At 70.8% G+C, this 14,699-nt stretch carries 15 protein-coding genes; 7 read left to right on the forward strand and 8 right to left on the reverse strand.

What is annotated here, in order from left to right; translation table 11 throughout:
• Positions 1-12: 12 nt before the first annotated feature.
• Positions 13-2,709, reverse strand: coding sequence for an AAA domain-containing protein (locus C466_RS03120; RefSeq protein ID WP_004599563.1), 2,697 nt, complete (start codon positions 2,707-2,709; stop codon positions 13-15).
• A gap of 135 nt (positions 2,710-2,844) precedes the next feature.
• On the opposite strand from C466_RS03120, the gene C466_RS03125 reads away from it, so the two are divergent.
• Positions 2,845-3,396, forward strand: a complete 552-nt coding sequence (locus tag C466_RS03125; RefSeq protein ID WP_004596780.1) for a hypothetical protein — start codon at positions 2,845-2,847, stop codon at positions 3,394-3,396.
• A 90-nt stretch (positions 3,397-3,486) separates the two neighbouring features.
• The gene (locus tag C466_RS16880) at positions 3,487-3,654 is read left to right on the forward strand and encodes a hypothetical protein (RefSeq protein WP_004596778.1); all 168 of its coding nucleotides are present in this window, start codon (positions 3,487-3,489) and stop codon (positions 3,652-3,654) included.
• A 51-nt stretch (positions 3,655-3,705) separates the two neighbouring features.
• Here C466_RS16880 and C466_RS03130 read toward each other — a convergent pair whose 3' ends face one another.
• The 6 genes from C466_RS03130 to C466_RS03155 all read right to left on the reverse strand — a co-directional run bounded on the left by C466_RS03130 (position 3,706) and on the right by C466_RS03155 (position 8,629).
• A complete protein-coding gene (locus C466_RS03130) occupies positions 3,706-4,104 on the reverse strand; it encodes a hypothetical protein (RefSeq protein ID WP_004596776.1) in 399 nt (132 codons plus the stop codon).
• Between the two features lie 82 nt (positions 4,105-4,186).
• Complete coding sequence (locus C466_RS03135) at positions 4,187-5,344, reverse strand: DUF7118 family protein (protein ID WP_004596775.1); 1,158 nt, start codon at positions 5,342-5,344, stop codon at positions 4,187-4,189.
• 3 nt (positions 5,345-5,347) lie between these two features.
• Positions 5,348-5,731, reverse strand: a complete 384-nt coding sequence (gene hisI / locus C466_RS03140) for a phosphoribosyl-AMP cyclohydrolase (RefSeq protein ID WP_004596773.1) — start codon at positions 5,729-5,731, stop codon at positions 5,348-5,350.
• Between the two features lie 70 nt (positions 5,732-5,801).
• Positions 5,802-6,239, reverse strand: coding sequence for a GNAT family N-acetyltransferase (locus C466_RS03145; RefSeq protein WP_004596771.1), 438 nt, complete (start codon positions 6,237-6,239; stop codon positions 5,802-5,804).
• A complete protein-coding gene (locus tag C466_RS03150) occupies positions 6,240-7,574 on the reverse strand; it encodes a DUF92 domain-containing protein (RefSeq protein ID WP_004596769.1) in 1,335 nt (444 codons plus the stop codon). It lies immediately after the preceding gene.
• A gap of 275 nt (positions 7,575-7,849) precedes the next feature.
• Positions 7,850-8,629 carry an HAD-IIA family hydrolase gene (locus C466_RS03155; RefSeq protein ID WP_004596765.1) on the reverse strand — a complete coding sequence of 260 codons (780 nt, stop codon included), beginning with the start codon at positions 8,627-8,629 and terminating at the stop codon, positions 7,850-7,852.
• Between the two features lie 156 nt (positions 8,630-8,785).
• Between C466_RS03155 and C466_RS03160 the strand changes: the two genes are divergently transcribed.
• From C466_RS03160 to C466_RS03175, 4 genes are all read left to right on the forward strand, one after another.
• The gene (locus C466_RS03160; RefSeq protein WP_007345192.1) at positions 8,786-9,559 is read left to right on the forward strand and encodes a GTP cyclohydrolase III; all 774 of its coding nucleotides are present in this window, start codon (positions 8,786-8,788) and stop codon (positions 9,557-9,559) included.
• A gap of 107 nt (positions 9,560-9,666) precedes the next feature.
• Entirely contained in the window at positions 9,667-9,906 is a 240-nt protein-coding gene (locus tag C466_RS03165) for a hypothetical protein (RefSeq protein ID WP_004596760.1), read from the forward strand.
• 163 nt (positions 9,907-10,069) lie between these two features.
• A complete protein-coding gene (locus C466_RS03170) occupies positions 10,070-10,981 on the forward strand; it encodes a 1,4-dihydroxy-2-naphthoyl-CoA synthase (RefSeq protein WP_004596758.1) in 912 nt (303 codons plus the stop codon).
• An 87-nt stretch (positions 10,982-11,068) separates the two neighbouring features.
• Positions 11,069-11,512 carry a CBS domain-containing protein gene (locus C466_RS03175; RefSeq protein WP_004596756.1) on the forward strand — a complete coding sequence of 148 codons (444 nt, stop codon included), beginning with the start codon at positions 11,069-11,071 and terminating at the stop codon, positions 11,510-11,512.
• Positions 11,513-11,534: 22 nt separating this feature from the next.
• Here C466_RS03175 and C466_RS03180 read toward each other — a convergent pair whose 3' ends face one another.
• The gene (locus C466_RS03180; RefSeq protein WP_049911495.1) at positions 11,535-13,715 is read right to left on the reverse strand and encodes a nitric-oxide reductase large subunit; all 2,181 of its coding nucleotides are present in this window, start codon (positions 13,713-13,715) and stop codon (positions 11,535-11,537) included.
• A gap of 291 nt (positions 13,716-14,006) precedes the next feature.
• On the opposite strand from C466_RS03180, the gene C466_RS03185 reads away from it, so the two are divergent.
• Complete coding sequence (locus C466_RS03185; RefSeq protein ID WP_004596747.1) at positions 14,007-14,450, forward strand: MoaD/ThiS family protein; 444 nt, start codon at positions 14,007-14,009, stop codon at positions 14,448-14,450.
• Positions 14,451-14,699: the final 249 nt, after the last annotated feature.

Raw genomic sequence — 14,699 nt, forward strand, 5'->3', positions numbered from 1 at the left:
TCCCGTGTCCGCCTACCGTCGCGCCCAGTCGAGCATCCGCGCGTAGAAGGGGTCGGAGCCGAGCGCGTCGGCGTCGCCCACGATCGTCAGCTGCTTTTTCGCCCGGGTGAGCGCGACGTTCACGCGGCGGTGGTCCTCGAAGATGGGGCCGTCGAGGTCGCCGGTCGCCACGAACGAGACGAGTATCACCTCCTTCGAGGAGCCCTGGAAGCGGTCGACGGTGTCAACTGTCACGTCGGTTCGACGGCCGATCTCCGCGACCTGCGCGCGGAAGGGCGCGATCACGCCGACGTCGTCCGGGTCGACGCCGGCGGCGACGTAGGCGTCGACGACCGCGGTGACGCGCTCGGCCTCGCGGACGTTCCGGTTCCCGTCGCGCTCGCCGTCGGGGTCGACGAACCCCACGCCGCCGGTCAGCTCCGGGGCGAGCGCGTCGGGATCGACCCCGAGGTCCGCGAGCGTCTGCCCCGCGACCTCGGGCGTGGCGGGCCGGAGCGCGCCGTCGTAGAACTCCGCGGAGGCGAACGCCTGGATGCGCTGGCTCATCCGGTACTGGCGGTCGAGCATGACGCTCGCGTCGGGGTATCGCTCGATGAGCCGCTGGAAGAGGGAGGTCTGAAGGTCGTTCTCGGCCCGGACGACCGGCGGCAGCTGCTCGTGGTCGCCGACGAGGACGAACCGGTCCGCGCGGTTGATCGCGGCGTGGGTGCCCGGCTCCGTGAGCTGGGAGGCCTCGTCGACCAGCGCAACGTCGAACTCGCACTCCCGCATGACGCGGGAGCCGCAGGCCGCGGTGGTGGCGGCGACGACCGGCGCGTCCCGCAGCTCGGCCGCCTTCGCGTTCGGCTCGCCGCGCTGGACGAGCCGCACGTCCTGCATGTCGCCGCGGACCCCTGTCTCGGTCCCGACCCGCAGCACGTCGTCGAACCCCTGGTCGCGCAGCGCTTCGAGCGCGTTGTCGACCGCGCGGTTCGTGAACGCCGACAGCAGCACCCGGTTCCCCTCCGCGACCAAGGCGCGGATCGTCCGGGCGATGGTGTACGTCTTCCCGGTTCCCGGCGGCCCGTGGATCAGCGCGAGGTCCTCGGCGTCGACCGCGAGCTCGACCGCCTCGTTCTGGGACGCGTTGTTGTCGATGTACGCGCCGGGGGCGTCTGCGGGGCGGTCAGCGGCGTCCCGGAACTCGGGCTCTCGGCGGCCGAACAGCACGTCCTTTCGGTCGGGCTCGCCTTTTAAGACGGCGTCGTGGAGCGCGGTGAGCGAGCGATCGACGGAGATCTCCGAGGGGTAGACGTCGAGCCGGCGCAGCTCGACCGGCTCGTCCGTCTCGACGACGACCTCGTCTTTCCCGAGTTCGGTGATCCGGCCGAGTTCGGCGTGGCCGGAGACCGGATCGCCGTCGCTCGCGAGCGCCACGTCGCCCTCGCGGAGCTTCGAGACGGCGTCCCCCGGCTTCCGGGCGCGGAGCTCCCACCGGGCGTCGTCGATCTCGGTCTGGGCGACGGGTTCGAGGTCGATCAGCGCGCGGTCGTCCGCGGCGCGCTCCGCGGGCGTCTGCTCCCACAGCTTCCGGTACTCGGCGTGGGTCTCGCGGCGCTCCTCCTCCAGGGCCGTATAAAAGCGGTCGAAGTAGTCGCGCTCCGCGTCGGGCACCGGCGTCCCGACCTGCCCCGCCTTCGACTCCTGGTCGAGCCGCCCGGAGACGACCATACACGTGTCCTGTTCGAAGCAGTAGCTACAGGTCGCGTCCGCCTCGTACCCCGTCGGGACCGTGGGGCGCTCGCCGGGGTCGTTGAGCGCGCGCCACTCCATCGCGGCGAGGGCGTTGCGCTCGCGCACGACGAACTCCAGGAAGCCGCGCCCGACGGTGAACTCCTTGGCCGGCGCGAGGTCGCCCGACTCCTCGTTGCGGTCGAGGGCGGTGTTCTTCGTGTACAGCAGCGTCCCGATGTCCGGGTCGACGCCGCGCTCGTCGAGCATCAGCGCGTAGCAGGCCGCCTGAACCTTGTCGTGGAAGCGCGGCTCCCGCTTGGTGTTCTTCCCCGTCTTCAGCTCGACCGGGGTGCCACGTCGGAGCGCGTCGGCGCGCCCTTTTAAACCGAACGTGGGCGAGATGAGGGTGAACTCCGAGCGCCACGTGTCCTCGTCGGCGAGCGTCCCCTGCGCGAGCCACCCCTCGACCGCCGCGGCGTTGCGGCGCACCTCGTCTTCGACTTCGTCGGTCTCGTAGCCGAGCAGCCCGAGTTCGAGGCCGGCCTCCGCGACGCGGTCCGCCACGGACGCCTCCAGCTCCATCCCGCGGAGCAGGTCGCCGAACACCTCGTGGACGATGGTCCCCTTGACGACCGGATAGTTGAGCGGGATCCCCGAGAGTTTATTTAAATAGTACATCCGCGGGCACTGGACCCACGAGCGGATCCCCGTCACGTCGACGAGGAAGTCGGGCTCGAGGACGACCCACGACTCGTCGGTCGTCGCGTACCCCGTCTCCCCGCGGTACTCGTCCTCCTCGGGGTCGGTGACGAGCAGTTCCATCCCGGGCTCCGCGTGCTCCGCCGTCTCCGTCCACTTCCCCCACAGCGTCACGTCGACCGGGTCGCCCGCGCCGCGGTCGGGCCGGACCCGCACCTCGCGGAGGTCGCGCTCGCCGTACGACGTCGACACCGTCCGCGCCTCCCCGACGGAGACGATCGGCCCGCGAACGTTCACGTCCCCGCTCGGCGGCGGCACCGAAAAACGCTGTCGGTGGGGGCGGTCGGCCGTCGCCCCCGGGCGCGACTCCGTCCCCTCGTACGCCCGCCACCGACACGCTCTTGCGCTCGCGCGACCGAGGAATCGACCGACATGCGCGTACGAGACTGGGACGACATCCTCGCGGACGTCGCGAGCGACTCGACCGACCCCGACGGCTGGCGCGCGGTCGCCGGCTCCCGCCGCGGCGGCCTCGGCGAGGACCTCTACTTCGGCCACCCGAGCGTCGGCCTCTACCACCTGAAGACGTACGCGAAGAACCCCCGCGACCTCCGCGGCGTCGGGGCGCGGGTCGCCCGGAAGGTCGACAACGAGCTCGACCCGCTCCTCCCGGACGCGGAAAGCGACGGGCGGTTCGCGGTCCAGTCGGCGCCCGAAGACGAGGACCACGCCGAGGAGATGGCCACGCGGCTCACGGAGACGCTGAAGGTCCACGCCGAGGCGCCCACCGACCCCGACCACCTCTTCGAGGACGTGATGGAGGCCGTCGAGTCGCCCGCGTTCGGCCCGATGGAGTACGAGTTCGACGGCCGACCCGACGAGCTCGACGAGCTCTCGGACACCTTCGAGGAGGCCGAGGAGCTGCTCACGGGCGAGCTCGACGACCTGATCGAAGACGACGACGTCGACCGCGGGTTCCACTAGGACGCGCTGGTCTCGTCGCGGTCGACCGTTCGCCGGGACGAGAGCGAGCACCGCCGCATCGGTTTTGTCGCTGCGCCGTCAACACCGGGTATGGGACTCAAAGAAGACACGGCGAACGGCGTCATCTCGCTCGGCATCGGCGTCGCAGTCACCTGGCTCACCGCCGGCGACGGCGACCACGACACGACGGACCTCCTCGTCGCGGTCGCGATCAGCTCGTTCCTCTCGGGATTCTTCACGAGCTACTTCGCGAAGTAGCGCGCGGAGCGGCGACGCGCGAGCCGCCGCCGGCGACCCGCCCGGTCGGCGTCAGATCGCCGTCACCCACGCCCGGTACTCCGCGTCGAGCCCGTACACCTCGCGGAAGGCGCGCTCGACGAACCCGGCGACGCGGTTCGCGTCCGAGCGGGCGGTGACGACGGCGTTCGTCCCCTCGGCCTCCTCCGGGCTGACGAGCTCGTCGATCCGGAACTCGGGGAACTCCGAGAGCAGGCCCTTCAGGCGGTCCAGCTCCTCGTCGGTACAGTCCATGATGAGCTCGGTGCCCGCCAGCTGGATCCACGGCGGCACCTCGCCGCCCTCGGTGTCGTCGCTGTCGGGGTCGACGTCGACGGTCATCACGTCGCCGGAGCGCGCGCGGTGCGCGGCCGCCGCGTCGGCGAACAGCTTCAGCCGCTCGTCTTCGGTCGCGGCGTCGAATCTGGTCATACCACCGCTCGGCCGCGACGCGGCTTAAAAATCCGCACTCCGCGGCGGCGGGCGTCCCGTCACCGAGCGCGCCGGGTCGGACCTACTCCCGCTCCGTCTCCGTCAGGACGTCGTCGACGAGCGAGCGCGTCCGCTCGGCCTCGGCGACGCGCTCGTCGGCCTCGCCGCGCTCGATCAGGGCGAGGTCGTCGCCGTCGAGCGCGTCGCGCACCTCGGCCGCGCGGCGGAGCCGCTCGTATCCGTCGCCGCGCGCGAGCTCCCGGACCGAGCGCAGGGTCGCGACGACGTCGTCGTCGGCGATCCGGCCGACGAGCGGGACCAGCTCGTCGATCTCGTAGGCGAGCTCGTCGCCCGGCTTCGGCGGCCAGTCGAGCGTCAGCGGCTCCCCGTCGAGCCGCTCGAGGTACGTCCGGTGGACCGCGACCGCGGTGCGGAGCGCCCCCGGGTCGTCGACGTAGTGCTCCAGCTTGGAGTTCGTGTAGTCGGCGTACTCCAGCAGCGTCGCGGGCGGCTCCTCGCCCGCCGCGTGCGTCTCGACGTACTCCGCGAGGTCCGTCGGCGGCACGTCCACGTCGACGAACGGCGTCGCGTCCGCGCGGTCGAGGAAGTCGAACACCTCGCGGGCGGACGCCGACTTGAAGAACTCCCGGAACGCCTCTCGGATCCCCTCGTCGTACGCCTCTATCGGCTCGCGGAGGCGGGCGAGGTCGGCGTCGAGGTCGGCGTCGGCCATGTCGGCGACCTCCCGGAGCTCCTCCAGCCGCGACTCCAGCCGCTTGCGGGCCTCCTTGGCCGCCTTCCGGGCCGCCCGGTAGTCGTCGACCGCGTCGTCGTACGCCTCCAGGAGGTCGACGAACTCCCCGGCCGGCTCCAGCGCCTCGCGCGCGGCCGCGAAGTCCGACTCCGAGAGCCGGCGCTTGTCGACCGCCTCGTCGGCCGCCTCGAAGGCGTCGCCTGCGGGCGTGTCGTCGTCCACGTCGACCGCGTCGCCGAACTCGCCGCGGAAGCGGACGTACGACTCGAAGTCGCCCGAGCCGACCGCGTCCTCCTCGAACCGGTCGAGGACCCGCTGCGCGCGGCGGTAGGCGTCCGCGGCGGCCTCGACGCGCTCGCGTCCGTGGTCGTCGATCCGCGATTCGATCCGGCGGAGTTCGTCGTAGCGCTCGCGGAGCCGCGCGGCCGCCTCGCCGGCCTCGGTGACGGGGCCAGCCCCGTCGCTCTCCGTGACGGCCTCGGTCATCGGTCAGTACACCTCGTCGGGGTCGAAGACGCGCTCACCCACGTGCTCGCCGTCGATCGTCCGGTGGAAACACGACCGGTGGCCGGTGTGACAGGCCCCCCCTTCCTGGTCGACGAGGTACAGGAGGGTGTCGGCGTCGCAGTCGACCCGGACCTCGCGGACCGTCTGGGTGTGCCCCGAGGTGTCACCCTTGTGCCACAGCTCCTCGCGGGACCGGGAGTAGTAGTGGGCCTCGCCGGTCTCGCGGGTGCGAGAGAGCGCCTCGGGCGAGACGTACGCGAGCATCAACACCTCGCCGGAGTCGGCGTCCTGGGCGACCGCCGGCACCAGCCCGTCCTCGCCGAAGTCGACGTCGATCGGCTCGGTCTCCGCGTCGGCGTCACTCATGGCTGTCCGGAGGCGTGGCGTTCGAATAGTCCTTGTGTCTGCGGCGGCCCGCGGAGACGAGGGGGAACCGCTACGCCTCCGGATCGAGCCGCAAGGCGAGCCCGTCGCCGTCGGCGTACGCGTCCGGCCGCCGCTCGACGACCTCGAAGCCGAGCGACTCGTACAGCGCCAGCGCCGCGTCGTTGTCCGGGTGCGCCTGGAGCGTCACCGGCCCGTCGGCGTCGGCGATGACCGCGCGGAGGAGCCCGCGTGCGCGACCCTCTCGGCGGAAGCCGGGCGCGACGACCAGTTCGGCGAGGTGAACGCCCGGTCGGTTCGGCGCGTCCACCGGAAGCAGGTAGCCGACGACGCGGGCGTCGGCGACGCTCACCCGGACGGCGCCCACCGCGAGCCCGTACTCCAGCAGGTCCGGGCTCGGCTGCCGGAGGTGCGACTGGAGCTCCCGGATCCGGTCGGCGTCGGCGGTCCGACCCGGACGGACTCGGGGGTCGGGATCTTCGCCCGCCATTTACACCACCGCCCAGAGCGCGACGGCGACGACCGCGCCGCCGAGCGTCGCGAGGAAGTTCACGGCCTGGTTGCCGATCCGGTCTCCCTCGACCAGGGCACCGAGCAGGCTGTCGACGGTCATCCCGGCGACGCCGGCGGCGACCACGGCGCCGCCCGCCGCGACGCCGCCGGGGGCGACCGGGTCGAGCACTGGCGCCCCGCCCGCGGCGAGGAGGCCGACGAGGAGCGCGCCGGAGAGGCCCGACAGCTCGCCCTGCCAGGTGATCGCGCCGTCGGTGCCGGGCTCGACGCGGCGGAGCGTCGTCACCAGCCGCGGGCCGTCGAAGAGGCCGCCGATCTCCGAGGAGAGCGTGTCGGCCATCGCGGTCGCCGTCGCGCCCGCGAACGCGAAGCCGAAGGGCGCGGCTGGGACGGCGAGGTGCGGCGCGGCCGCGTAGCCGACCACCGCCGCGAGCGCGACCGCGGAGTTCGCCAGCACGTTGCCGGTGCCGCGGGCGCCCTCGTTCTCCTGGGCGACGCCCCGGGCCGCCTTCTCGTCGAACCGGTACTTCGAGGCGAGGCCGCCGATCGCGTAGAAGGACATGAGGGTGAGGAACCAGCCGACGCCGCCGAGGACGACCGCGAGCAGCGCCGAGACGACGCCGGTGAGCATGCCTGCGACCGAGGCGGTGCCGATGGCGAAGGAGACGTAGCCCAGCGCGCCGGTCACCGCGAGGCCGACGACGATGAGGAGGGGGCCGACGGTCGGTTCCAAAGCGAGGAAGCCCCAGACCGTGAACGCGACGAGGATCGACGTGATGTGCGCGTCCCGGGAGAACACGAGCGAGCGGACGAGCGCCGCCGTCAGCGCGGCCGCCGCGGCGAGGAAGACGAGGAGGGGAACCGTCTCAGCGTCGACGGGGGCGCCGGTCTGGAGCCGCACGGCGACCTGCCCGGCGAGGGCGGCGGCCGTCCCGGCGGCGACGTAGCCGGCGACGAGCGGGAACTCGTCGGTCGTCCGCCGGGAGACGAGCGTGCGCCCGAGGCGGCCGGCGCCGACCGCGAGCGTCGCCGCCGCGAACGCCTCGTACGGCAGCGGGGCGCGCGGCAGCGACGCGAACAGCGCGAGGCCCGCGCCGGCGAGCGCGAAGGAGACGAGCCCGTAGAGGCGCTCCGCCTCCCGGTCGCCGGGCAGCGCGAGCGTCTCGAACCACTCCCCGTCGCGGACGCCGAAGAAGGCCGCGCCGGCGACGGCGAAGAAGGGGACGGCGGCGGCGGTCTCGAGCGACGGCGCGAGGACCGCGAGCGCGGCCACCGCGGCGAAGACGCTCGCGCGTCGGAGCCTCCGTATCACACCTTCGGCTACCCCCGACGACCACTTAACGGTCCCGACAGCCGTCGGGCGGTCGATCGCGGACCGAAGCGCTCGCGACGCCGCTCTCAGTACCGGTACTCGTTGAACTGGACCGCGTGTCCCTCCAGCACGCGGACGGACTCCTCCGGATCCTCCTCGTCGTCCCCGGTCCGATCTTCGTGTGAGTCAACCACTCCCATATGCGAGCGGTGCGCTCGCCGGTACATAACTGTTTCCCACGCGGCGAACGTAGTTGGCGGCCCGTTGCGCGGCCCTCAGTCGACGACGCGGTCGATCTCGCCGAGGTGGTCGATCACGTGGTCCGGGTCGATCGCGGACGCGGCGAGGTCGTCGTCGTCGGTGACGCCCGAGCGGACGAGGACCGTCGTCATCCCGGCGCGCTCCCCGAGCGCGATGTCCGTGTCGAGCCGGTCGCCGACGACGAGACACTCCTCGGCCGGGTAGGGGAGCCGCTCGCGCACCATCTCGATCGCGGTATCCGAGGGCTTGCCGAGGACGGCGTCCGGCTCGCGCTCCGCGACGCCCGCGATCGCGTTGATCACGGCGCCGGACCCCGGCACGTCGCGCTCGGGAGCCGGGATCACCACGTCTGGGTCGGTGCCGATGAACGGGATCTCGCGCTCCAAGGCCCACAGCGCGGTACAGAGGTCGTCGTAGTCGAACTCGTGGTCGATGGAGGCGACCAGGGCGTCGGCGGCGTCGACGTCGTCGGTGGTCGAGAGGCCGGCCTCCGCGAACTGGTCGAGCAGTCCCGGGGCGGCGATACAGAGCAGGTCGGCGTCCGCGTGGTGTTCTCGGAGGTACCGCGTCGTCACGCTGCCGGCGGTGAAGACGCGGTCGGCGTCGACGTCGTACCCCGCCGCGCCGAGGCGGTCGACGTACGCCGGCGGCGCCTTCGTCGGGTTGTTCGAGACGAACAGGGGCTCGACTCCGGCCTCGCGGAGCCGCCGGTACCCCGCCGGGGCGCCCGGGATCGGTTCGTCGCCGCGCACGACAGTGCCGTCGACGTCGATGACGGCGCCGCTGTATGTCATACCCCGAATGCGGGCGCCACGGCCGTAGGGGTTGCGCCCGCGTCCGCGGCGAGGGACGATCACCCGGCCGGCGCACATCGATCACGAACTCGGTACCGGTTCCACCTTCGGGATAACGGAAGGGTAAAGCGGCAGCGTTCCGTACCGATGCTCACTGTGACGACGACTCAGGTGACCCTCGTCCAGATCGACAACTACGGGCCGTGGACGACGACGCCGGAGCCGCGCCGGGAGATGGACCTCCAGACCCTCCAGTCGCGGCTGTTCTCCGACGTCGCCCAGTTCCTCGGCCACCGCGACGCCTACGTCTTCTTCACCAGGTTCGACAACATGATCGCGGTGACGAACGGCGTCGACGGCGCGGCCCACGCGAGCCTGCAAGAGTCGATCGGCAACCGCTACCCGGTCAGCGTCAGCCTCGGTACCGCCGTCGCCGAGCGTCCCGTGGACGCGCTCGAAGCGGCGAACCGGCGGCTTCAGACCGCGGGCAGCGCGCAGGACGAGAGCCGGACCGAGGTGCTCGCCGGCGAGTACCTCTCGGAGACGGACCGGTCGGACCTCCAGATCGCCCACTTCGACGTGGTCAACGCGACCGGGAAGTACACCGACCAACTCAACGAGTTCGACACGTTCATCAACATCGAGCAGGCGTACGGCTCGCTGATGCGCCACCTCCGCGAGGCGCACGGCGCCCTCTCCTTCTTCGTCGGCGGCGACAACGTCGTGGCGGTCTGCCCCGACCTCCCCGAGTCGGCGTTCTCGTCGGCGGTCGCCCACGTCGCGGACGACGTCGACGTCGAACTCCAGGTCGGGGTCGGCCGCGGGGCCTCCGCCCACGAGGCCGGCTTCACGGCCAAGCACGCGCTCGAAGACTGTCGACACGACGGGACGAGCGTCGAGCTGTTCGGCGCGCCCGCCGCCGGCGATTAGCGGGTCCGGCCGCGCGGTCAGTCGGTTTCGCGGCGCGGAACGACAGATCCAAAACTGATAATTCCGGTGCGAGGTTTTTATACACCGGCCGGGAACCCCCGGTTAGCATGTCAGAGGAGATAGTGTTCGTCTGTACGGCGGACGGCTGTGACGAGGGCCCGTGGGAGGGCTCGCACGACGCGATGGCACACTGCTCCGAGCATCCGGACCACGGCTACACCGGGATGCCGCGGTCGGAGATCGACCCGACCCGCGAGGTCATCCCCGCGACCGCGACGCGGAAGCGCGACAACCGCAACCTCCAGCACAAGGGGCACCCGAAGGGTGCGTACGCGCAGAACGACTGACGAGTCCCGACGGGCGAGCCGCGACTCCGGCGTCCGTCCCAGACGCTGGGATCGGCTCCCCGTCCTCGTCGCGGGGCGCCGCGGAGACACAACGCGTTGAGCCGGCGGTTTCTCCTCATTCGATCCGACGCCGTTTATGAGCGGGCCGGACGTACGAGCCGGCATGGTCTCGGAGATCTTCGATCCCGACGCGTGGGAACCCGTCACCGACGAGTTCGACGACATCACCTACCACCGCGCCGTCGACGTCCCCGCGGTCCGGATCGCCTTCGACCGCCCCGCGGTCCGCAACGCCTTCCGGCCCGGCACGGTCGACGAGCTGTACGCCGCGCTCGACCACGCGCGCAAGCAGGCGGACGTCGGCACCGTCCTCCTCACCGGCAACGGCCCCTCGGAGAAGGACGGCGGCTGGGCGTTCTGCTCGGGCGGCGACCAGTCCGTGCGCGGCGGCTCCGGCTACGAGTACCGCGACGACGACGAGGCGAGCGACGACGACGACGACCTCGTCCGCTCGGCGCGCGCCGGCCGGCTCCACATCCTCGAAGTCCAGCGGCTGATCCGCTTTATGCCCAAGCCGGTCGTCGCGGTCGTCCCCGGCTGGGCGGTCGGCGGCGGCCACTCGCTGCACGTCGTCTGCGACATGACCCTCGCCAGCGAGGCGCACGGGAAGTTCCTCCAGACCGACCCCGACGTGGGCTCGTTCGACGGCGGGTTCGGTTCCGCCTACCTCGCGAAGCAGATCGGCCAGAAGAAGGCCCGTGAGGTGTTCTTCCGCGGGAAGACCTACTCCGCCGAGGAGGCCGCGGACATGGGGATGGTCAACGAGGTCGTCCCGCACGAGGAGTTGGAGGACGTGGCCCTAGAGTGGGCCGACGAGATGACCCGGAAGTCGCCGACCGCGATGCGCATGCTGAAGTACGCGTTCAACATGGCCGACGACGGGATGGTCGGCCAGCAGGTGTTCGCGGGCGAGGCGACGCGGCTCGCGTACATGACCGAGGAGGCCCAGGAGGGCCGCGACGCGTTCTTGGAGGGTCGGGAGCCGCAGTTCCGCGAGTACCCCTGGCACTACTGAGCGGCGGCCGCGCAGCGCGACTCGGCAGCGGACCGGCGTCGCGCGTCCCGCAGCCACCTACAAGTACCCCGCCGCGGTACCTCCGCTATGCTCGTCGAGGAGGTGATGACGACGGACCTCGTGACCTGCGACGTCGGCGCCACGGTCCGGGACGCCACGGAGCGGATGCTCCGGAACCGGGTCGGGAGCGTCGTCGTCACGGACGGCGGGACCCCGGCCGGGATCCTCACCGAGAGCGACGTCCTCCACGCCGGGTACGTCACCGACGACCCTCTCTCCGCGATCCCGATCCGGAAGGCGGCGAGCGCTCCCCTCGTCACCGTTCGGCCGAGCGCGACGCTCCGGACCGCGACGGAACGCATGCGCTCGGAGGGCGTCAAGAAGCTCGTCGTCGTCGACGGCGTGACGCCCGAGGGGATCGTCACCACGCAGGACATCGTCGACAACTACGCCGGGATCCGCCGCGAGGTCCGCGACCTCGCGACGGACGCGACCGGGTGGTCGGAGCGGTCCGACCGGCTCCGCGACTGAGGACCGCCCGCTCAAGCGTCCCTCAGTCGTCGTCGCCGACGATCCCCTCCGCGACCGCCATGTCGTCGACGCTGGGGTCGTCCTCCGACGCGCGGAGGACGAACCGCTTGCGGATCAGGTCGGCGACGTAGACGGCCGTCCCGGCGATGATCAGCGTGTCGCCCGGGAGCCGCGCCCAGAACAGCGTCTGGACGATGTCGCGCTCGTAGAACGCGAGGCTGCGGGCCGCGGCGTAGCTCTCCGTGAACGCGACGTCGAGCTGGAGGAACCCGACCGGGAGGACGGAGACGAACACCATCAGCGCGAGCCCGACGTTCCAACACCAGAACGCCGCGCGGAGCCACGAGCCGTCCCAGCGCTCGGGGTCGATCGACAGCTGGAGCATGTACGTCACCATGCCGAGCGCGAGGAAGCCGAACGCGCCGAACATCGCGGCGTGCGCGTGGCCGACGGTGAGGTACGTCCCGTGTTCGTAGTAGTTGATCAGCGGGAGGTTGATGAAGAAGCCGAGGACGCCCGCCCCCACGAAGTTCCACACCCCGCTGGCGACGATGAACATGAACGGCAGTTTGTACGGGAAGCCGGTCTCGCGCATCGCGCGGTACTGCCCGATCGCCTCGTAGAGGATGAAGATCAGCGGGAGCAGCTCCAAGGTCGAGAAGACGCTCCCGATCGGCACCCAGTAGTCGGGCATCCCGATCCACCAGTAGTGGTGCGAGACGCCGATGACGCCGGTCCCCATCACGAGCAGCGCTTGGAGCATCACCGCCTTCTCGGCGCTGCGGCGGGAGAGCAGGTTCATCGACACCAGGGTGAGCCCGATGATGGCGACGATGAAGAACTCGAAGGCGCCCTCGACCCACATGTGGACGACCCACCAGCGCCAGAACTCCGTGACGGCGATGTTGGTCGACGGCGTGAACATGAACCCGGCGACGAACAGCAGGGTGATCGAGCCGCCCGCGTAGAGGATCATGTGCGCGAGCCCGTAGGGCGGCTCCCGGTCGAGAAGCGGCTTGAGCCCCCGGATCGCGAGGACCGCCCAGAGGATGAACCCGGCGAGCAGGCCGGCCTGCCACACCTTCCCGACTTCGAGGTATTCGAGCCCCTCGTTGCCGAGCAGCCACCAGAGCTCGCCCGGGAGGTAGCCGTTCGCGCCGAGCCAGATGCCGCCCATGCCGCCGACCACGATGACGACGAGCGCGCCGAGCAGGACGCTCACGTACGTCCCCTGTCGCTTCGGCTCGTGGCCGGTGAGCAGCGGCGGGAGGAACAGCCCGGCGCCGAGCCACGTCGACGCGATCCAGAGGATTCCCAGGTCGATGTGCCACGTCTTCGCGATGGAGAAGGGGAGCAGCTGGAGGATGTGTATCCCGAACACCCGCTCGATCCCGAAGAACCCGGCCCGCTCGATGTAGAAGTGCGCGAGCAGGCCGCCGAGCAGCACCTGCGCCAAGAACAGCCCCGCGGCAATCGGGATGAACCGGAGCGCGGCGCGCTGGCTCGGGAAGACGCTCACGTCGCCCGGCTCGGGCACCGAGATCCCCGCCGAGGACGGCTCGGGGAGCTTCACCGACTTGTAGAGGAGGATCGCCGCGCCCGCGGCGCCGACGAGCAGCACCATGGCGATCACGCTCCAGATCATCGCCGAGCCGGTGGCGTCGTTGCCGGCGCCGGGGGAGTAGGGCCACTCGTTGGTGTAGGAGTGGTCGGCGTTCGGGCGGTCGGTGTGCGAGAACCACGCGGTCCACAGCGCGAAGTCGGCGAACGCCTCGGCCTCCTCCTCCGAGCCGATCATCTCGACCGGGACGCCGCGGTCGTGGTCGCCCTCGTGGTAGCGCTCGACGTACGTCTCGCGCACCCGCTCGTGGGCGTACAGCTCCGCGGCGGAGTACTCCACGACGTCGCCGCCGTCGTGCGACTGGTCGAGCTCGTCGCGCACGATTGCGTCGATCCGCGACTGCTCGCCCGAGTCGAGGGCGTCGTACGCCGCGCCGTACTCGGCGTCGGCGTAGTACTCGCGCATGTGCTGGGTCTTCAGCTCCAGCGTCTCGGCGGTGTAGTCCTCGCCGTAGTACGCCCCGTTGCCGAGGATCGACCCGTGGTTCATCAGCCCGTACTGCTGGAACGCCTCCTTCCCGTCTTGGACCTCGGCCCCCGTGACGACCGTCTCGCCGTCGGGGCCGACGACCTCGTCGGGTATCGGCGGCGCCTCCTGATACGCTGTCTCTTATACACATCTCTGAGCNTGTGTATAAGAGACAGCCGCTGAGACGTCCTATTCGTTTAGCGACAACATGTTCGGTCGGATTCCCGACGCTCGAAACCGTCGTCGTCAGGGCGTTTCGAGCCGTCTCACCGGCGCGTTAGCGGACCCCCGGATGCGCTTCGCGCGGTACCGACCGCGACCGGCAGATTCCGCTCGCCTCCAGTCCGTCCTCCCGCGAACATGTTCGTAACCCGGCTTACCCGGCACGGCCGCGTACGCTCGCACATGGCTCAAACCGGCGAGATGACCGACCCGCCCGAGGCGGAGACCGGCGGACCAGAGGCGGACGCGACCGCGACCGATGCGGAGACGACCGTCACCGTGCGGTGTACCGGCCACGTGCGCACGGAGCTGGACGTGTACGAGTTCGAGTACACCTTCGAGGGCGACACGCTCCGCGCGTTCTTAGACGAGCTGTTCGAGGAGTACCCGCAGCTCCAAGACATGCTGATCGCGGAGTCGGAGTCCGACGCGACCCACAGCGGCTGGGCGCCGACGCCGGAGGAGCTGCCGGGCACGTGGTCGAAGAACCCCGTCGGCGAGCAGACCATCGCGTACGCCCGGATCCTCGTCAACGGCCACTTCAACGAGAACGAGAACGGCTTCGACACGAAGCTGGAGGAGGGGGACCGCGTCGCCTTGGTCTACCCGTTCATGTTCTGCTGTTGAACGCGGTATCGGGGCCGCGGCGACCGCCGCCGACTCGGGCGCTATTTATAAACGACAGACCGCCGATCGACAGTGAACGCCACTAACGCCTCTATCGCTTATTTATAACCAACTCACCGTAGCCCGACAGCGGGCATCGCTATCGTGCGGATCGTTCAGTTATAAACGGCCGGGTACGGATCGACGGCGAACACCGATAGGGACTCAGCGGTCTGCTTATAAATAATCGAGCGAAGATCGACCGCGAAC

Source organism: Halorubrum distributum JCM 10118, assembly GCF_000337335.1.
GTDB lineage: Archaea > Halobacteriota > Halobacteria > Halobacteriales > Haloferacaceae > Halorubrum > Halorubrum distributum.